The sequence below is a fragment of the Enterococcus sp. JNUCC 77 genome (assembly GCF_054819945.1).
In genome coordinates, this window is sequence record NZ_JBTHIG010000001.1 from 1,519,110 (window position 1) to 1,538,188 (window position 19,079).

Here is a 19,079-nt window from a genome sequence, read left to right on the forward strand (position 1 = left end):
CACCTCAGATATATGTAAATTTAGCACAGCCAATCGATAAATACAATTAAATTGTCAGAATTTATTGAGTTTTCACGAATTACCTTACAATTTCCTGTTTAGGTTTTTTAAGATAACAAAAAAAGATGAAGTCAATATGAACTTCATCTTTTACTTTTATTAAATTTTTGTTTCGGCTAATGCTACTAATGCACGATTGGCTAACGTTTCATAGCGCAGTTTTTTATCTTTGATTCGTTCTGGCAAACTTGGAAATAAACCGAAGTTGGCATTCATTGGTTGGAAGTGTTTTCCTTCTGCATGAGTAATATAATATGCCATTGAGCCAATCGCAGTTTCTGGTGGAAATTCAATCAACTCTTCACCCTTGGCTAATTTTGCTGCGTTAATTCCAGCGACTAAGCCACTGCCCGCACTTTCAACATAACCTTCTACACCAGTCATTTGTCCGGCGAAAAATAAATCAGCACGTTTTTTGCTTTGATATGTGGGTTTTAATAATTCTGGTGAATTCATAAAACTATTACGATGCATAACACCGTACCGTAAAAACTCTGCATTTTCCAAACCGGGAATCATTCGAAAGACTCTTTTTTGTTCGCCCCATTTTAAATGAGTTTGAAAACCTACGATATTGTACATTGACGCTGCCGCATTATCCTGACGTAATTGAATAACTGCGTAGGGACGTTTACCAGTTTTAGGATCTTCTAGTCCAACTGGTTTCATGGGACCAAAAAGCATCGTTTTTTCTCCACGATTAGCCATTACTTCAATCGGCATACAGCCTTCGAAATACTTTTCTTTTTCAAATTCTTTTTGCTCAGCTACTTCTGCTTCAATAAGTGCCTCTCGAAAAGCATCAAATTCTTCTTTATTCATTGGACAGTTTAAATAAGCTGCCTCACCTTTGTCATAGCGTGATTTCAAATAAACTTTTTCTCGATCAATCGTTGAACCATCTAAAATTGGAGCCGCAGCGTCATAAAAATAAAATCCGTGGGAACCATTATATTCAGCAATTTTCTCAGCCAATGTTTCAGAAGTCAAAGGACCCGTTGCAATTATGGTAATTCCTTCTGGTAAATCATTCACTTCTTCATTAATGACAGTCACTAAGGGATGATTTTTAACTTTTTTTGTAATCAATTCTGAGAAGCCTTCACGGTCAACTGCCAAGGCGCCACCAGCTGGTACCGCTGTTTCATCAGCTGAAGATATGACGACAGAATTTAAGCGGCGCATTTCTTCTTTTAAAACTCCTACCGCATTTGCTAAACTGTTTCCTCGTAAAGAATTACTACAAACTAATTCAGCGAATTTTTCTGTTTTATGAGCGGGTGTTGATTTAACTGGGCGCATTTCATATAAATTCACCAGGACGCCTGCTTCGGCGATCTGCCATGCGGCTTCACTACCAGCCAATCCCGCACCAATTACATTCACAGGTTTCATCTTGTTCCTCACTTCAAATTATTTTTGCGGTGCTTCTTCATAATCACCGTTCACACAGACTACTTGTTTGCCACCTTTAACTTTTTTCTCAACTAAGTAGCCGCCATCCTTCGGACAATTACGGCCAATTGGTTTATCCCACGAAGTAAAATCACAATCTGGATAACGAGAACAACCATAGAATAAACGATTTTTCTTAGACTTTCTTTCCACAACTTGACCTTCATGACAGACAGGACACTCCACACCAATTTCTTTAATGATTGGTTTGGTATTACGACAATCTGGAAAGTTACTACATGCATAGAATTTTCCGTATCTTCCAAGTTTAATCACCATCGGATTACCACAAACGTCGCAGTCAAAACCTGCTGGCTCATCCTTAATTTGGATTTTTTCCATATTTTCTTCAGCTTTTTCTAACTCTTCAGCAAATGGTCGGTAGAATTTATCTACGACTTTAATCCATTCTTCTTTGCCTTCTTCGACTTTATCCAAGTCATTTTCCATCGAAGCTGTAAAGTTAACATCGACAATTTGTGGGAAGAATTCCACAATCAATGAATTAACAATCTCGCCTAGTTCTGTCGGCTCAAAGCGTTTTTGATTTAATTTTACATAGTAACGTCGTTGAATTGTTTCTAAAGTTGGTGCATAGGTTGATGGACGTCCCACGCCATTTTCTTCTAAAGTTTTTATTAGAGTTGCTTCACTATAACGAGCTGGTGGTTGAGTAAAATGTTGTTTTGGTTCGATATCGATAGATTGCACTTTATCGCCTTCAGCTAAATCTGGCAAAATATTGTCTTTATCTTCTTTGCCATCATCGCGACCTTCTATATACACAATCATATAACCTTTAAATTTCACTCTCGAGCCATTTGCTACAAAAGTCACACCATTTTGTTCCAAAGTTGCGCGAACTGTATCAAAAACAGCTGGTGTCATTTGACTGGCAACAAAACGTGACCAGATTAATGTATAAAGTTTTAACTGATCTTTATCTAAGTATTGTTTCATTACTTCTGGTGTACGAGTGACACTGGTAGGGCGAATTGCCTCATGGGCATCCTGTGAACCTTGTGGATTTTTTGTTTTACGGGCATGGTGTTGCGAATATTCTTTACCATAAGTTTCTTCAATGTAAGTCGCTGCTTCAGTCTTAGTCGTATCAGAAATCCGAGTGGAATCTGTACGCATATAAGTGATTAATCCGACTGTTCCCTGTTTCCCTAAAGTAATTCCTTCGTACAATTGTTGTGCTACCATCATGGTCTTCCTAGTACGGAAATTTATTTTACGAGCAGACTCTTGTTGTAAACTACTTGTGGTAAATGGATTTGGCGCATTTCGTTTACGCTCTTTCTTTTCAACTTTGGTGACATCATAATCTTTACCATCAATTCGATTGATAACTTCTTTTACAGCCTCAGAGTTTGGTAATTTTTTCTTTTTACCATCGACTCCCCAGAAATTAGCTTTAAATTTTTTGGTTTTCTTTTTAAAATTACCGTCAATACTCCAATATTCTTCTGGTTTAAAATCACGAATTTCTTTCTCGCGATCAATAATAATTTTTAAGGCAATCGATTGGACTCGACCCGCACTTAAACCTTTTTTGACTTTTTTCCATAAAATAGGTGAAATGCTATAACCTACTAAACGATCCAATGCACGACGGGCTTGTTGGGCATCGACTAGTGAAACATCAATTGTCCGAGGTTCTTTGAAGGCAGCTTTTACTGCATCTTTTGTAATTTCGTTAAAAACCACTCGATTTTTATCTTCCAAATCTAATTTCAAAATATATGCCAAATGCCAAGCTATCGCTTCACCTTCACGGTCCGGGTCACTTGCGAGATAGACATTTTGCGCTTTTTTGGCTGCCTGTTTCAAGCCCTTAATCACATCGCCTTTTCCACGAATGTTGATATAATGAGGTTCATAATTGTTTTCAACATCAATCCCCATTTTGCTTTTCGGTAGATCGCGAACGTGTCCGACACTTGCTACAACTTTATAATTTCTCCCTAAATACTTTTCAATTGTTTTTGCTTTTGCTGGCGATTCCACAATGACTAAATTCTTATAGGCCAAAGTTTTTTGCCTCCTTAAATTTTTTCTTCTATTATATATCTACTTTTTTGAAGCTTTTTTCAAATCGTAGCCTATATTAGCCATTCAGAATTTATTTGTCAAGTAAGCGCTAGTAAATTTTTTTCAATAATTGGTAAGAATCTATAATATTCTGCACGTTCTCCACACAGACTGCACCATCTTGAATTAGTTGATGGCAACCACTGGAACGACCATCAATAATGCTTCCGGGTACAGCAAAAACTTCCTTACCATACTCCAAAGCAACTTGAGCCGTAATTAGTGACCCGCTACGAACTTTTGCTTCTACAACTAACACACCACTTGCCAAAGCAGCAATGATTCGATTCCGCATTGGAAAATGAAATTTTTGTGGAGACGTGCCATTAGGATACTCGCTTAAGATTAAATGATTTTTAGCCATCTCAATTTGTAAGTTTGCTGACTCTTTAGGATAACAAATATCTAAGCCTGTACCAATTACAGCAATTGTTTTTCCAAAATAACTGATGGCAAACTGATGGGCATACGAATCGATTCCCTTAGCTAAACCACTAACAATCACAAATTGGTGCTTCACCAAATCTCCAACCAATTTTTTACAAACGTCAAAACCATAATTAGAGGCATTTCTCGCACCAACAACTGCAATTTTACTTCTGGAAATAAGATCAATATTCCCTTTATAAAAAATAACAAGTGGAGGCTGAGGAATTTGACGTAATTCTTCAGGATATATTTCATCGCAGTAAGTAATGTATTGATGCGTTCGTTTTATTTCAGCTAAATGATCCATAGTCAAATCGTGCCAATTATTCGGCTGACGGCATTTGGTAATTAAGCCAATTTCATTAGCCGTCAGATTCCAAAAATGATTTGTTTTAGCAAAATTGTAAATTTTGGTTTTACTAACGATGCCTATCCCTTTTGTCAAGCTTAACCGCAACAAAAAATCTCTTTCTTCCAAAAAAATCCCCTCTTTTCTACCATTTATTAATAAGGTAGTTTAAAAGAGAGGTTTTGCTTTATTTATCTTTAATCGGTGCGAAAGTTTTACGATGAATCGATAATATTCCTTGACTCTCAATAGCAGCCATATGTTGTTTTGTGCCATAACCAGCATTTTTGTCAAAACCGTACGCCGGATAATCTTTACCATAATTTGTCATCCACTCATCGCGATAAACTTTGGCAATAATGCTGGCAGCCGCGATCGACACCGAACGGGCATCTCCTTTGATAATTTTTTCTTGAGGTAAGCCGTTTGGTAATACCATGGCATCAATTAACAAGCAGTCTGGGGAGATTTCCAACTGATCAATTGCTCTTTGCATCGCAACTTTTGTGGCTTCATAAATATTTATTTGATCGATTTCCTCAGCCGTTGCTTCCCCAATTCCAATTGCGCGAGCATTTTTCTTAATTTCTTTAACTAAACTTTCTCTTTTTGTTATAGATAATTGTTTAGAATCATTTAAACCAAGAATTTGATGGTCTTCATTTAAAATAACTGCCGCTGCAACCACAGGTCCCGCTAATGGCCCTCGACCGACTTCATCAATGCCACAAATTGCGGTAAAACCGGCCGCTTTTTTCTCTTTTTCAAATTGCGACATTTCTTGATATTGTTTTTTTAAAGCAATTTTTTTTAACTGTTGATTTTCCCACTGAATAATTGCTTGCTGAACACCTTTTCTGGAATCCTCACGAAAGATCATTAATTGTGGGTCATTATCTGCTGTAATTGTTAATAGAATTTGTTTTATTTCCTGAATTGACAGCTTCCCCATTAATCTACCTTCTCCTCATAACGATCAAGTGTGAATCGTCCTAAACGTCCTTGACGTAATTCATTGATTAACAACTCACTACCACGTTCATAATCATCTTTAAAACCGCGTTTTTTGGTGATTTCCATTAATATTTCCGCTGCTGGTTGAAACAAATCATCTTCAGATAATTGATACCGTTCCATCAAAATTTCTGGATAAAAACGACTAAGAATTTCCAACTCGTAAATGGCTAAATCATCCAATTGTAATAAATCATCCTTAATCGCACCAGTCAAAGCCAGCTTTTTACCCACCTCTGGATCTTCGAATTTTGGCCACAAAATTCCTGGTGTATCCAATAATTCTAATTGTGAATTAAAACGCAACCATTGCTGACCTTTTGTTACACCTGGCTTGTTACCTGTCGTGGCAACTTTTTTCCCAGCTAAGTGATTAAGTAATGTTGATTTCCCCACATTTGGAATGCCTAAAACAATTGCTCGAATAGCTCGTTCTTTTAGACCCTTTTCTTTATCCCGTGCTCTTTTTTCAGCCAAAACCTTTTTAGCAGCTGGCACAATTTGTTTGACACTTTTATCATTTTTCGCAGTCAAAGCCAATGTTTCATAGCCAAGATTGTTAAAATAGTTTTGCCACTTTTGGGTTTGGACAGGGTCCGCTAAATCTGCTTTGTTTAATAATATAATCCGTGGTTTTTGTTGAATAATTTGATCCAGCATCGGGTTACGGGATGATTTTGGTAGCCGAGCATCTACCAACTCAAAAACGATATCTACATATTTTAATTTTTCCTGAACTTCACGCCGAGCCTTCGCCATGTGTCCTGGAAACCATTGTATAGCCATATAAATACTTCCTCCTAATACCTTAAATCTTAGATAGACACCTCTGATTGTACCATAATTAAATGGATGTTTTTCTTTGAATAATACAAAACAATCCACTTAAATTATTTAAATAGTATTAAAACTACTTTCTTTTTCAAAATTGCTCAGGTGTTTATATTTCCCCCTAAAAAAACAACTATCAGTTTTTATTTTTTTTTACAAAATATGCAATTTTTTGAACACGGTTATTTTAATAAAAAAATGACACAACCGATCTGCATCTTTTCACAATTTTCTAAATTCTTATAAAAGTTACACATCTAAATAGTTTAATTCTCAATTCATCCTTCAGAGGAATAGTAAAAAGAAGCTACCAAAATAACTTTAGCTATTTTTATCAACCATAACTACTAAACTTCCGACTGTAACAAGCATTCCTGCGTATACATAGTCTGTCCGCCAGTAATCTTCTGAAGCGGCTTGCCACAGTCTTCCATTCCTAGACCACTTCAATAGAAATAATTAACCTAACAAATATCAACATAATTAACCCGTCTAGTGACTCCACTAAAAAGAAATAAATCGATGCTGCTGCAACATATAGCAAAAACATAGGTTCGATGATGGCATGTACAATTTTTAAATGAAATGGTTCCTTTGTATCATTTGATTTCTAAAAAATTTTATCAATTTTTTTATTTTATAGATGGTTTTTTTCATAATAAACAATATATTAGGCTACAAAAAGGCCAGTACATTTAATATTGAAGAAAAAAGAGTGCTTTTTTTCATTGGAAATGTTTCATATCCTGACAAGGTTTTTTATTTCTAAAAAAAAGTATTTTTACTTCAATATTTCTAGAAAAACTATACTTTATATATAGATAAAAATTTGTTTTTCTAAATAAAAAAACTATGTAAACGGATTCAAAAAGCACTTTATGTTTAAAAAATATGCAATTATAAAAATTGCTATTGAAACATGCTCGCAAAGGAGGAGGAGGATTGGACTTTTTAGTAACACTATTTGAGAATGATCTACACTCTCTATATTTAATGAAAAATCCGATTTTATTAGGATTATTAATTGTAGCAGTGTCTGTTTTATCGTTGAAAGGAATTGGACAAATTGGAAAAGGAAAAAAACACAATAAAAAAGAACTGTAGTCTATATATATGGATATTGATTGCATGGGGAATTTTAAGTGCTTTCGGTTTAATTACTTTCATTACAACAATTATTCAGAACAAAGCCATGAATGTATCTATCTGGACCATTATTCTTTTAATGGTAAATACTGTTTTCATCTTATATTTTTGGTTAAATGGAACGAAAGATATTGTTTATATTTTCTTTTATCAGTTTAAATATAGAAAATTGCAAAAACAAGAACTGAAGGTATTAGAAACAGATGTACTACCTCAATACAAGGATACTCGTGTTCTGTTGCTTTACTGTACTTGCAATGATTTTATAGAAGACAGTTTAACTACTTCTATGAATCAACAATATTCAAATTATAAAACAGTCATCCTTGATGATTCCAGCGAAGATCAATACAAAGAACGAATTGATACTTTTGCTCAACTCCATTCAATTGAAGTTGTAAGAAGAGAGGATCGTGAAGGATACAAGGCTGGTAATCTGAATAATTATCTAGTGGATCGAGATGATTATGATTTTTTTGTTATTTTAGATAGCGATGAAATCATTCCAGAAGATTTTATTACTAAATCCTTACATTACTTTTCCTATTATCCAGAAATAGGACTATTACAAGCTAATCACATATCAACAAGGAACAAAACGAAATTCATGGAACGTTTTTCTGTAGGAGTAGATGCACATTGGCCAACTTATCAAGCAATGAAAGAAAGATATGGATTTATGTCATTTTTGGGACATGGAGCAATGATTTCTAGAGAATGCTTTAAAGCAGTGGGACAGTTTCCACATCTTGTTGCAGAAGATTTATGCTTTTCTATAGAAGCAAAAATTAAAGGCTATTTTACAGCTTTCTCAACTTATATTGTATGTGAAGAAGAGTACCCTGTAGACTACTTCGCTTTTAAAAAAAGGCATCTGAAATGGACAGGCGGAAATTTAGAATTTATTAGTAACTATGCAAAAAAATTAATGTTTAGCAAAAATTTACGCTGGTTTGAAAAGTTAGATGTTGTTCTATTCACATTTAGTTTACCAATGTCTACAGTTTTCTTTTTATTTTTGATTAACAATTTAATTCTCCTGCCAGTATTGGGTGTGAGCGCAGGGTATCCGCTATGGTTAATGACACCGACAATTATATTCTTGTATGCGCCAACTATTAATGACATGGTCTATTTATTAGGCCGTTATCCAATTCTAAAAAGCCTTGGATACTTATTTTCTGCCTTTCTTCTTTATGGTTCATTATATTGGATCAGTTTTTATGGAGCGACCAAAGCATGGATTGGGATTAAACCGAAATTCATTGTAACGCCAAAAGAAAATCAGCAATATTCATTATTAGAAACCATAAAAGGTAACATCCAAGAAATCATATTTTCTTTTGGGTTAGTGATCTTGTCCGTGTGGTTTACTAAAAGTCTATTGCCAATCATTTTAATTGTGCTGCCTAGCCTATCAGGCATCTATCTAACTTCTTTATGCAAAAAAAGTGACAAAAATAAAAATGATGAAGGAAAAGTTACAGACCTAATAAATAATGAAGAAATGATTGAATAATCTTAAAATGATAATTCTTTGAATTTTTACTTTTTAAAGAATCTTCCACTGAACATATTCAAAGAGATTTTAAAAAAATTCAGAAACTAGAGAAATCATATTTAATTTATCGCTACTCGAATAAGTTAGAGATATTTAAAAATGTACATCTCTTAATAGTGGGTTTGAGGCACCATCTTATAAAGACAATTGGATCATACTATTTCTTTTCGATTTATAAACTTCTGCCAGAATTAAATAATGAATTAATATAACTACGTTTTTTAAGATTTCAAGTCCTCTTTTAAATGAGGGCTTTTTTTCAACACAGTCAGTTCAACAATTTGAAACTGTTAAACCGTTATAAGCAAAAATATCGCTGTGGAAGCCTCTACAGATAAATTCACACATTATTAATTTTTTTCAAATCATAATATAATATCATAATTAGAATATACATTTTGATTATGATGCGCCTCGCTCGGTTCATTTCATAGTAACTTCCCCCATTACAAACATAAACAATATATCTAAATAAAGTATTATCTTTACCATACAATAATACATAAAGTCAGACCCTAAAGTCTAATTTACATTTGATAAATTACTAATTGAAGTAACTCTTCTTTAGTAATTTCAAAAAATTTAAATGAGTATTTTCCCATTAAATCATCTGATTCAAATCAAATGATAAAAAACAAAACTATTGAGCATATAACGTGATACTTTCATCTACTTCTGCCAAATTTTTCATGCTAACTTTATCTTCATAGGTATCGCCTGAACCATCTGAATTAGTAGTCCAACCAGTAAAAAAGTCGCCTGATGGTTTATGCTGATTCATATTTAGATTTGTATCTTTATCGTAGGAGACTGTTTGGTTATTCATGGTTTCAGTAGCATCTGCAGCATTTTTATCAAAAATTCCAAGATACAATTAAGTAAAGAAATCACTAGATTAATTATCATTTTCACTCAAATATATAGTCTATACAAGAATTTATTAATCACTTTTTAAATATACTAATATTAAAAATAATGATGTTTCCACATATTTTTTATATTTAAATCAATTTAAATATTTTAAATTTATTTGGAAAATATTTAGAATATTTTTTTAAAAAATTTTGCAAATAAAAAACAATGAAACTACAAAAAAATACTTATCCAAATATTAATTAATTATTTTAATATATTTTTGCGTTAAATAATGACTGAAAGAACGAACTTCAATTTATGATATAAAAAAATGACTTTCAAAAGTTAGAATGGTCATCTAACTTTTAAAAGTCATTTTTTAAATTAATACATGCTTTAGGAAAATCCGCCAAAATAGCTTCCTTAGTTGTTTCGCCAATCACAATGAATTCTAAATCTTCGAAGTCTGAATTTACATAATAAAATCGTTGCCATGCAGATGGGCTTGTCAGATAAACAGCACTTATAGAATGTTCCATTAGTAACTTTTTTAAAAAATTTTGATCCTCGTGAGTAAAATCATTCTCGTATGCAACATATGAATAAACATTGTCTGTTTTTAAAAAGTTTTCCAAAAACTTGTCTGCTAGTTGGCTTTTGGGATAAAAAATACTTGTACGTTCAGGATATAATTTTTTCCAACTTGTTAACATAGCTTTTTTTGTTTCTATAGGACTAACAAAATCAGGATTATAACCATATTTTTTAACTTCGCTTGCAGTTTTTTTCCCAATAGCTGCAATTTTTATATCTTTTGGCGCAACAGATAAAATTGTTTTCACTGGAGCTTGACTCGTGAAAAAAACCCACTGACTTTTCTCTAATTCATTGATTGCTTCAACTGATAATGGAAGAATCTTTATCACACTTAATGGAGCGACTAATGTTTGATAACCTAGATTTTCAAAAAAAATACGATCTGGGTGATTTAATCCTTTTCCACGTGTCAATAAGATAGTTTTTTCATGGCTTTTTTTGCTAGTGATAACGGATCACTCCCTGTTAAGACAACTTTTTCACCATCAGATTCACGGTTTTCTGCTAAAAAGCCATAAAAACACCATTCTCCATCTGCAAGCTTTTTAGCATAAGCACCAATCGGCACATCACAATTTCCATCCATTTGTTCTAGTAAATATCGTTCAGCCAGTGCCGCCTGATAGGTTTCTAAGTGATTGATTTTAGATAATAATTGACATAACTCATTATCATTTTTACAACATTCTATTCCTAAAATACCCTGACCAACAGCAGGCACACAAATCTCTGGAGCTAATATTTGATACTCATCAAGAATATCAAAATAATTCATTCGTTCTAAACCTGCGCAAGCCAACACTGTGCCATCCAAGTTTTCCGTTACCATTTTTTTCAGGCGAGTTTCAATTTTTCCACGAATAGGTACGAAGCGCATCTGTGGAAATTGATTAGCTAATTGTTTTGCACGTCTAATACTGCTAGTTCCAATAGTTAAAGGTCGATTCAAATCCACCTCTTCTTTTAAAATCAAACAATCTAAAGCAAGAGCTCTTTGAGGAGTTGCCGCTAATAATAAATCCGATGGCAATTTTGCAGGCATATCTTTTAAACTATGGACAGCAAAATCGATTAACCCCTGCTGAAGTTGATATTCAACTTCTTTAACAAAGACACCTTTACCACCAATTTTTGTGAGATCTGCTTTTTGTAAACGATCACCTTTAGTTGATAAACCAACAACCTCACATTCAATTTCAGGTGCGACTGCTTTTAGTAAATCGATCACAATTTGGGTTTGTCTCATAGCCAAAGGACTTTTTCGTGTGCCTACTCTTAATTTTTTCATGGATACCTCTTTTATTTTAATCTCTCACTTATTATAGAAGAAGATTCGTCATTATCCAATTCTTTTGCTGGTTCCTTCATGCCGACTTTAAAGGCTAAGAAATACATACCCGCTAAAATCACGCCTCCACCAACAAGGTTCCCTAACCAAACAACAACTAGATTGACAATATATTGATTCATCGTTGCACCACCGGCAAATATTCCCGCAGCAATTAAAAACATGTTAGCCACTACGTGCTGATAACCAGCAATGACGAAGCCAGCAATTGGCAAAAATGTCCCCATAATTTTACCAATAAAATCTTTTGCTGCCATATTCATATACACACCTGTACAAACCAAAATATTACAAGCAATTCCTGATAAAAAAGCTTGCAAGGGTGCGTCAGCAATTCGACCTTGCGCTACAGCAATCGTTCTTTCCACAAAAGGGCCTTGCAACGTATTGGATAGATAACCAAAGAAAAAGGCTACCGCAACTGCACCTACTAAATTGAAAACTGTCACTAAAAACATATTTCTGACCCACTGCTTCAAAGTAATTGCTTTCGCATACAATGCCATCGAGACAGAAAGCATATTACCGGTGACTAATTCACCACCAACTAATAATAAACAAATTAAACCAAATGGAAACATCAATGCACCCATTAAATTAACAAAAGTATCCCATTCAGCTGGCATAGATCCCATTGTTCGAATCATTGCAACACCAGCGACACCAATAAAAACTCCTGCCATGATACTTAAAACTGCTGTTGTTAAAAAACCATAATTTGCTTTTGCTGTTCCTCTTTTAATTGCTTCATCGACTAATTCTTTTGGCGATAATGACAAGTTGCCACTTCCTTTCAAGTTTGATAAAGTTCTTTTGCTTTTTTATCTACAAAAATAACTTCATGGTACGATTGTTCTGCCAAATATCTTTCAGAAATACTATCAAAACGAAGATCTCGTTTTTCGCCTACTTGTTGCCACCAAACATCTGCACCTTTTTCAGTGTAAGCAATTAATTCTGATATTTCAGGAGATCTTGTACTAACTAATAAGACACGCTGACCATATTTTGGTAGCTGTTGAAACCAATTATAACTAGCTTCATTAGAAACCACCTCGCCAACAATAATCATTGCTGGATTAGTTATTTTTTGCTTTTCAATTAAGTCTTCAATTGTTAGTAATGTACCCACTGCTTTTTGTTGACGGCCGTATGTCCCCCAACTTATGGCACAAATTTTTGTGTCAGGTAAAAAGCCCTGATTGATTAAATGCGGAATAAATTTTTTTAATGCCTCTACACCCATGTATAAACAAATCGTTTGATTTTTTCCCATGACAGGAAAGTGATTTTCTTCACTTGTTTGGATACGCCCCGTCATAAAGGTGACCGATTGCGCTTGTCCTCTTTCAGTCAAAGGCATGCCGTTATAGACAGCTGTACCACTAGCAGCGGTTATTCCCGGAATAACTTCAAAAGAGATATGATTTTCTTTACAAACAGCTAACTCTTCTAATAATCTACCAAAAATCGCGGGATCGCCGCCTTTTAAACGTACGACCCGTTGATTTTTATTCCCATAAATAGTTAAAAGTTGATTAATTTCTGTTTGTTTCATGCTGGCAACGTAAGGCGTCTTACCCACATAAATAAATTGACATGTTTTTGAACAATGAAATAATAATAATGGATTAACTAGACGATCATAGATAACAACGTCTGCTTCTTGCAATCTTCTTTGACCCTTGGCCGTAATTAATTCCAAATCTCCTGGTCCACTACCCACAAAAGAAATCATTGTTACACCTCAATGTAAATATCATCCGCTAAAATTTCTACTGGATAAGTTTTTACTTGTCCTTCATCTGGTTCTTGAATTTTACCGTCAATCAATGAAATTTTAAAATCTCGCATTGGTTCATAAACATATTCACCTGAAACCATACCCTCTAAGATTGGCCCTTCGGTTAAAGGACAGAAGTCTGCTAAAGCATAGATATTTCCAGCAGTTGTTTCGAAAACTGCAATTTTTTGATTATTAATTTCGACTGAACGTCCCACCCTTGGGATTAAATTTGATTTTTTAGTTGCTAATACTCTCATCTTATTCTCCCACCTTTACAACTTCTGGACGATCAATAGTATACATTTTTTCTCTCAAATCAGGATTACGAAGGACTACTCCCCAAGTGTCCTTACGACCTTTCGCAGCTGATGCACGATTTAAGTCTTTCCACAAATCCTTGCGTTTTTCTGGATCTAATAAAACAGACTGAACGTTTTCAAAGCCCATTCTTTCTAACCAAGGTGCTGTTCTTTCAGCATAGATGCCAGTTTCGCGATAATACTGCATCATCGCACCACAAATATCAACAACTTCTTCTTCCGTTTCTGCCGTAGTTAACAATTGTGCTGCTACTAATTCGGTTCCACCATTCCCACCAATATAAATTTGGAAACCATTTTCTACACCAATAATGCCGAAATCTTTAACAGCAGATTCTACACAACTTCTTGGACAACCAGAAACACCCACTTTAAATTTATGAGGTGTATCAATATATTCAAATTCTTCTTCTAATTTTACACCTAGCCCCATCGTATCTTGGGTACCAAAGCGACAGAAACTTTGACCAACACAAGTTTTCACTGAACGGAAAACTTTCCCGTATGCTTGAGCAGCTACCATATCTAATTCTTCCCAGATTTGTGGCAGATCTTCTTTCTTCACGCCGTATAAACCAATTCTTTGGGAACCAGTAACTTTTACTAAAGGTACATTGTATCTTTCAGCAACCTGTGCTAATTTCATCAATTGCTGTGGAGAAGTTTGACCCCCACGCATTCTTGGAACAACTGAAAATGTCCCGTCTTTTTGAATATTAGCGTGCATTCTTTCATTGACTACTCGTGAAGTACTCTCGTCTTGGTGCTCTTCTGGCCAAGCAACATTTAAATAGAAGTTAACGGCCGGACGGCATTTTGGACAACCTTCTGGATTTTTCCATTCTAGTGCTTCATAGACTTCTTTAGTTGAAGTTAAGTGTTTGGCATAAATTTGAGTTACAATTTGATCGCGATTCAAATCAGTACAAGAACAAATTCCGGTTGCAGCAGTCACTGCGTCGCCTAGTTCATGTTCCAATAAAGCTTGAATTTGTGGTTTACATTTTCCACATGAAGTTCCTGCCTTTGTAACTTTACCAACCTCAGCTACACTTGTCAGACCCTTTTCACGAATGGAACGTAAGATTGCACCTTTTTCTACGCCGTTACAGCCACAGACAGTTTCATCGTCATCCCAATCGACAACACTTTCGGCGCCCCCAAGATTTTCACCAATCGCCTGTAAAACAGCAATAGTTTGCAAGTCTTCAATCGGTTGCCCTTTTTTCATCATATTGTAGTAGCGGCTACCTTCATCTGTATCACCATATAAAACGATTCCTTGAATTTTTCCATCTTTCAAAAAGATTTTTTTATATTTACGAGAAGCACTATCATAAGCTTCAATACTGTCTAAATCATCCGTATTCAAAATATTCCCTGCCGAATACAAATCAGCACCAGAAACTTTTAAAGAAGTGAAAGTTTTAGAACCTTGATAAGGTTTGATCTCTTCTTGATCCGTTAAAAGATTGGCTAAAACCTTGCCTTGTTCATATAAAGGTGCCACCAATCCATAAGCAATACCATTATGTTCAGCACATTCACCAACGCTATAAATATCTTTCTGACTTGTGTGCATGAAATCATCTACCACAATCCCACGGTTGACTTCTAAACCAGCCTCTTTCGCTAATTCAACAGCTGGACGAATACCGATTGACATCACAACTAAATCCGTTTCAAGTTCTTCGCCATTAGAAAATTTTAGTCCTGTTACATGATTGTCACCTAATATTTCTTGGGTAGCGTATTCAATCAAAAAGTTCAAACCTTGATCTTCTAACTCAGCTTGCAATAATTTACCTGCTTTTTCATCTAACTGAGTTTCCATCAACCATTTTGCTAGATGAACAACGGTAACTTCCATTCCCTGTTCTTGTAATCCTTTAGCGGCTTCTAATCCTAGTAATCCGCCACCAATAACAACAGCTTTTTTATATTTTTCTGATGCTGCTAGCATTTCTTTCGTATCATCAATTGTTCTAAAAGCTACTACGCCTTCTTTATCAGCACCAGGTATTGGTAAAATAAATGGGTGTGAACCTGTAGCAATAATTAATTTGTGGTAGGGAATAACCAAACCTGATTCTGTAACGACACTTTTAATTTCTGAATCAATCCCTACAACTGGATCATCATTGATCAGAGCGATATCATTTTCATCATACCAACTAAGAGGGTTTGTGATGATTTCATCAACTGTCATTTTCTTTTGTAAAACATTAGACAACATAATACGATTATAATTAGGATATTCTTCTTTACCAATGATGGTAATCTCATACCGATCGGGATCTCGCTCAATAATTTCTTCTACCGTTCTGACACCCGCCATGCCGTTGCCAATAACGACTAAACGTTCTTTCATAATTTTCACCTCAGAATTATACTTTGTTAATATACTCACAATAAATGAAATAGATTTTAGATAATATAGGGGAATCCCCTATTTAATAAAAAAAGCCGCCAATTTAAATTGGCAGCTTTTCAAGTATATCCTTAATTTTGTTTTTAATTGCTTTGCTTCTTGTGGGAGACTGACCATGAGTAGTTATAGCTACTGAAAAATCCTTTTGCTTTAACAGTGCTAGGTTATAAAAGTTGCTGTTGTTTTTATCACTTGTATCATTTACCAATTGGGTGCTTGACGTTTCCTCTAAGATTTCTTGATTAACTTCTTTCTGGTTAGTACAAATAAAAACCATTTGAAAATCTGTAGTATCACCTTTTTGAAAAACTCTTTTTTGCCAACTGATTTTCCCTTCTGAAAATAATATTTCCAGTTGGTTTGTGATTTCTGGTGCAATAACCACAGGACAACTTCCTTCAGCCACCAAACCTTGCACTTTTCGGGTGCCAATCTTTCCGCCACCAAAGACAACAATTTTTATTTTTTCTAGATCAATTAGTACTGGATACATGCGCGTCCTTCAATCTCTCCCAAATAGCTGCTTTCAACGCTGGCTGATTTTCTAAAGTCGGTAGCCAAATATCGTCGTCACCATGAATTTCAGTTGTTTTTGTCTTAATTTTATTTAATAAAAAGCCTGAAGTCAGAAACAATGGTAAAACTATAAATTCTTCTGGGTGGTTAATTAAAAAGTCTTGATAGTTTCCTTCACCAATGTAGGAAGCAGGATAAATATTTCTACCACTTCTTAAACTAGCTTCATTTGCAATTCGACTTAGTTGTACATAAGGTTCTTGATAATGAGGCGTTCCATGAGCAATCAATAGAACAGCTGAATCTTCTTTTTTCTGTGAAATTTCTTCAACTACAAAATTCAAGACCGCTTCAGTAGTTCCTAAAGTTGGTAAAATACTAAAAGGGGTATCCATCAAATATTTTTTTGCACGTGTTGGCAAATCTTCATTAACATGCGTCGCTGCAAACAATAATACAGGTAAAAAAATAATCTCTTCAACTTTTTCTGTTTGCATTTTTTCCATAGCATCTTCTAATATTTGTTCTTCGCCTTCTAATAATCCAATTGCAGAAGGATTTTCTAATTGCGCTGCTACTTCTTCGATGATTGAAAAATTAGTCTTTGACAATTTTTCGCGTCTTCCATGTAAAACAAAAATGATTCCTTTCATCTTCATACCTCCTAAAAATCAACTAAATGGTGTTTCAAACTATACCTTAGCAAGCCAGCATAGTTCTCCAATCGCAATTTTTTACGAATATTTGCTTTATGAACTTCAACAGTCTTGACTGAAATAAATAACTTTTCAGCAATTTGTTTATTATTATATCCTAACGCAATAAGAGGTAAAATCTCTTTTTCTCGCTTTGATAAACTAGCATACAAAGGATCTTCCTTTTCTACGGCAAACTCAGATAGATCTTTTTTTGTATAGCCATCATAAAATATTTCTCCATTATAAACACGGCGAATTGCTTCTAATAATTTTTCATCGTCAGCAGCTTTTAATACAAAACCGTCAGCATTTGCTCCCAATGCTTCTTTTACATAAGAACGCTCATCATGCATCGTCAACATGATCACTTTTACTTCTGGAAAAGCTTCTTTTAATCGTTTTGTTGTCAACAGTCCATTCTCTCCCGGTGGCATTGAAATATCCATCAAAACAATATCTACTGGTTCATTTTCAACCTTCATAAAGACTTCGTGGCCATCAGCCGCATCGGCAACAACGTCCATATCTTTTTGCGCATTAATTAAAAAAGCCAAGGCATTTCTAATCATTGCATGGTCATCAGCAATTAAGATTTTCATTCCAAAACCTCCTTGATTGGCACTTTTAAAATAACTTTTGTCCCTTGTTGTGGTGCAGAAATTATATTCAGTTCTCCCGCAACAGCGTGTGCTCTTTCCTGCATGTTAATCAATCCAAATCCATTTTCCGCCCGTTTCAAATCAAAGCCTTCTCCTTGATCTTCGATGAGAACGTGCAGAAAATTATCGGTAAAGTTCAATGTCAATTCCACTTGGTTCACACCAGAATATTTCAATGAATTAACTACTGCTTCTTGAATAATTCGATAGGTTGAGATTCGGCTATTCTCACTTAAAGCCTCAAGTTTTCCTGTAACAGATAATGCAATTTCAAAACCTGTCATTTCAACTGTTCGCTCAACAAATTGTTCGATTGCCGGCACCAAGCCAAATTCATCAATCGTCATTGGACGTAATTCTCCAGCCAGATCTTTGACTTCTTTTAACACATCACTAAAATGATGATCAATTTCTTTTAATTTTTCACTTCGTAAAGAAGGATCGATCCATTTTAAATTACGTGTTTCCAACATTAGGCTATAAATACTTTGAGCAATACCATCGTGGAGATCTTGCGCTATTTTTTTCCGCTCGTTTTCACGGGCATTATTTAAATAGTTAAACATCGAATCACTTGGTTGGAGTAATGGACTTTTTTGAACTTCGATTTGAAGCATTGTTTTCCCTTGGTCCTTTTGTAAGCTCCCCCAAAATTCTTTTGGTTGTTGCTGATGATCCAATAAAACAAAAGGGAAGCCGTTTGCTGAAATTTCACCTTCCAATGGACAATTTAAGCATTCTTCTTTGGTACTATGTAGTGCACAACCCTTACCCTGACTGATTTCAATAATTTTTGTCAAATTTATTTGAAATTTTTCTTGTAGCTGTTCCGCTTTTTTCGTTCGAGCTAAAACGGTAGAACGATCATCCAGCAACCACAAAGCCTGTTTGATTTCACGAAATAAATTAGTGGTTACTTCCATAATA

The 19,079-nt window shown here is 34.7% G+C and carries 18 protein-coding genes; 2 read left to right on the forward strand and 16 right to left on the reverse strand.

Going from position 1 to position 19,079, the window contains the following annotated elements; all coding sequences use genetic code 11:
• Positions 1–159: 159 nt before the first annotated feature.
• The 5 genes from trmFO to ylqF all read right to left on the reverse strand — a co-directional run bounded on the left by trmFO (position 160) and on the right by ylqF (position 6,190).
• The gene (trmFO, locus tag ACVWNY_RS07455) at positions 160–1,455 is read right to left on the reverse strand and encodes an FADH(2)-oxidizing methylenetetrahydrofolate--tRNA-(uracil(54)-C(5))-methyltransferase TrmFO (protein ID WP_218325107.1); all 1,296 of its coding nucleotides are present in this window, start codon (positions 1,453–1,455) and stop codon (positions 160–162) included.
• A gap of 18 nt (positions 1,456–1,473) precedes the next feature.
• Entirely contained in the window at positions 1,474–3,552 is a 2,079-nt protein-coding gene (topA, locus tag ACVWNY_RS07460; protein WP_454071206.1) for a type I DNA topoisomerase, read from the reverse strand.
• 109 nt (positions 3,553–3,661) lie between these two features.
• Positions 3,662–4,519, reverse strand: a complete 858-nt coding sequence (gene dprA / locus ACVWNY_RS07465; RefSeq protein ID WP_218325105.1) for a DNA-processing protein DprA — start codon at positions 4,517–4,519, stop codon at positions 3,662–3,664.
• Between the two features lie 58 nt (positions 4,520–4,577).
• Entirely contained in the window at positions 4,578–5,342 is a 765-nt protein-coding gene (gene rnhB / locus ACVWNY_RS07470; protein ID WP_218325104.1) for a ribonuclease HII, read from the reverse strand.
• Positions 5,342–6,190: a ribosome biogenesis GTPase YlqF gene (gene ylqF / locus ACVWNY_RS07475; RefSeq protein ID WP_454071207.1), complete on the reverse strand. Its 849-nt coding sequence runs from the start codon at positions 6,188–6,190 to the stop codon at positions 5,342–5,344. The genes rnhB and ylqF overlap by 1 nt, the downstream gene beginning before the upstream one ends.
• 987 nt (positions 6,191–7,177) lie before the next feature.
• Here ylqF and ACVWNY_RS07480 point away from each other — a divergent pair.
• Together ACVWNY_RS07480 and ACVWNY_RS07485 are read left to right on the forward strand one after the other, a co-directional pair.
• Positions 7,178–7,339, forward strand: coding sequence for a hypothetical protein (locus tag ACVWNY_RS07480; RefSeq protein ID WP_218325102.1), 162 nt, complete (start codon positions 7,178–7,180; stop codon positions 7,337–7,339).
• Positions 7,302–8,900: a glycosyltransferase family 2 protein gene (locus ACVWNY_RS07485; protein ID WP_454071208.1), complete on the forward strand. Its 1,599-nt coding sequence runs from the start codon at positions 7,302–7,304 to the stop codon at positions 8,898–8,900. The genes ACVWNY_RS07480 and ACVWNY_RS07485 overlap by 38 nt, the downstream gene beginning before the upstream one ends.
• A 682-nt stretch (positions 8,901–9,582) precedes the next feature.
• Here the strand turns inward: ACVWNY_RS07485 and ACVWNY_RS07490 are convergent.
• The 11 genes from ACVWNY_RS07490 to ACVWNY_RS07540 all read right to left on the reverse strand — a co-directional run bounded on the left by ACVWNY_RS07490 (position 9,583) and on the right by ACVWNY_RS07540 (position 19,075).
• A complete protein-coding gene (locus ACVWNY_RS07490; protein WP_218325100.1) occupies positions 9,583–9,816 on the reverse strand; it encodes an InlB B-repeat-containing protein in 234 nt (77 codons plus the stop codon).
• Between the two features lie 346 nt (positions 9,817–10,162).
• Positions 10,163–10,807, reverse strand: coding sequence for a uroporphyrinogen-III synthase (locus ACVWNY_RS07495; RefSeq protein WP_218325099.1), 645 nt, complete (start codon positions 10,805–10,807; stop codon positions 10,163–10,165).
• Positions 10,804–11,682 carry a hydroxymethylbilane synthase gene (gene hemC / locus ACVWNY_RS07500; RefSeq protein ID WP_218325098.1) on the reverse strand — a complete coding sequence of 293 codons (879 nt, stop codon included), beginning with the start codon at positions 11,680–11,682 and terminating at the stop codon, positions 10,804–10,806. Before hemC ends, ACVWNY_RS07495 begins: the two co-directional genes overlap by 4 nt.
• Before the next feature lie 11 nt (positions 11,683–11,693).
• On the reverse strand, positions 11,694–12,521 hold the full coding sequence (locus tag ACVWNY_RS07505; RefSeq protein WP_218325097.1) for a formate/nitrite transporter family protein: 828 nt from the start codon (positions 12,519–12,521) through the stop codon (positions 11,694–11,696).
• Between the two features lie 14 nt (positions 12,522–12,535).
• Complete coding sequence (gene cobA, locus ACVWNY_RS07510; RefSeq protein WP_218325096.1) at positions 12,536–13,480, reverse strand: uroporphyrinogen-III C-methyltransferase; 945 nt, start codon at positions 13,478–13,480, stop codon at positions 12,536–12,538.
• 2 nt (positions 13,481–13,482) lie between these two features.
• On the reverse strand, positions 13,483–13,785 hold the full coding sequence (locus ACVWNY_RS07515) for a nitrite reductase (NAD(P)H) small subunit (RefSeq protein ID WP_218325095.1): 303 nt from the start codon (positions 13,783–13,785) through the stop codon (positions 13,483–13,485).
• A 1-nt stretch (position 13,786) separates the two neighbouring features.
• Positions 13,787–16,219 carry a nitrite reductase large subunit NirB gene (gene nirB, locus ACVWNY_RS07520; protein ID WP_218325094.1) on the reverse strand — a complete coding sequence of 811 codons (2,433 nt, stop codon included), beginning with the start codon at positions 16,217–16,219 and terminating at the stop codon, positions 13,787–13,789.
• A 103-nt stretch (positions 16,220–16,322) separates the two neighbouring features.
• Entirely contained in the window at positions 16,323–16,772 is a 450-nt protein-coding gene (locus ACVWNY_RS07525) for a precorrin-2 dehydrogenase/sirohydrochlorin ferrochelatase family protein (protein ID WP_218325093.1), read from the reverse strand.
• Positions 16,753–17,448, reverse strand: a complete 696-nt coding sequence (locus ACVWNY_RS07530; protein ID WP_218325092.1) for a sirohydrochlorin chelatase — start codon at positions 17,446–17,448, stop codon at positions 16,753–16,755. Before ACVWNY_RS07530 ends, ACVWNY_RS07525 begins: the two co-directional genes overlap by 20 nt.
• An 11-nt stretch (positions 17,449–17,459) precedes the next feature.
• Positions 17,460–18,092 carry a response regulator transcription factor gene (locus tag ACVWNY_RS07535; protein WP_218325091.1) on the reverse strand — a complete coding sequence of 211 codons (633 nt, stop codon included), beginning with the start codon at positions 18,090–18,092 and terminating at the stop codon, positions 17,460–17,462.
• Positions 18,089–19,075, reverse strand: coding sequence for a sensor histidine kinase (locus ACVWNY_RS07540; RefSeq protein WP_246601401.1), 987 nt, complete (start codon positions 19,073–19,075; stop codon positions 18,089–18,091). Before ACVWNY_RS07540 ends, ACVWNY_RS07535 begins: the two co-directional genes overlap by 4 nt.
• Between the last annotated feature and the right edge of the window lie 4 nt (positions 19,076–19,079).

What these genes read in the sequence shown, in the direction of transcription:
- trmFO (WP_218325107.1), bottom strand. Translation starts at nt 1,455, where the DNA reads ATGAAACCTGTGAATGTAATTGGTGCGGGATTGGCTGGTAGTGAAGCC.
- rnhB (WP_218325104.1), bottom strand. Translation starts at nt 5,342, where the DNA reads ATGGGGAAGCTGTCAATTCAGGAAATAAAACAAATTCTATTAACAATT.
- ylqF (WP_454071207.1), bottom strand. Translation starts at nt 6,190, where the DNA reads ATGGCTATACAATGGTTTCCAGGACACATGGCGAAGGCTCGGCGTGAA.
- hemC (WP_218325098.1), bottom strand. Translation starts at nt 11,682, where the DNA reads ATGAAAAAATTAAGAGTAGGCACACGAAAAAGTCCTTTGGCTATGAGA.
- cobA (WP_218325096.1), bottom strand. Translation starts at nt 13,480, where the DNA reads ATGATTTCTTTTGTGGGTAGTGGACCAGGAGATTTGGAATTAATTACG.
- ACVWNY_RS07515 (WP_218325095.1), bottom strand. Translation starts at nt 13,785, where the DNA reads ATGAGAGTATTAGCAACTAAAAAATCAAATTTAATCCCAAGGGTGGGA.
- nirB (WP_218325094.1), bottom strand. Translation starts at nt 16,219, where the DNA reads ATGAAAGAACGTTTAGTCGTTATTGGCAACGGCATGGCGGGTGTCAGA.
- ACVWNY_RS07525 (WP_218325093.1), bottom strand. Translation starts at nt 16,772, where the DNA reads ATGTATCCAGTACTAATTGATCTAGAAAAAATAAAAATTGTTGTCTTT.
- ACVWNY_RS07530 (WP_218325092.1), bottom strand. Translation starts at nt 17,448, where the DNA reads ATGAAAGGAATCATTTTTGTTTTACATGGAAGACGCGAAAAATTGTCA.
- ACVWNY_RS07535 (WP_218325091.1), bottom strand. Translation starts at nt 18,092, where the DNA reads ATGAAAATCTTAATTGCTGATGACCATGCAATGATTAGAAATGCCTTG.
- ACVWNY_RS07540 (WP_246601401.1), bottom strand. Translation starts at nt 19,075, where the DNA reads ATGGAAGTAACCACTAATTTATTTCGTGAAATCAAACAGGCTTTGTGG.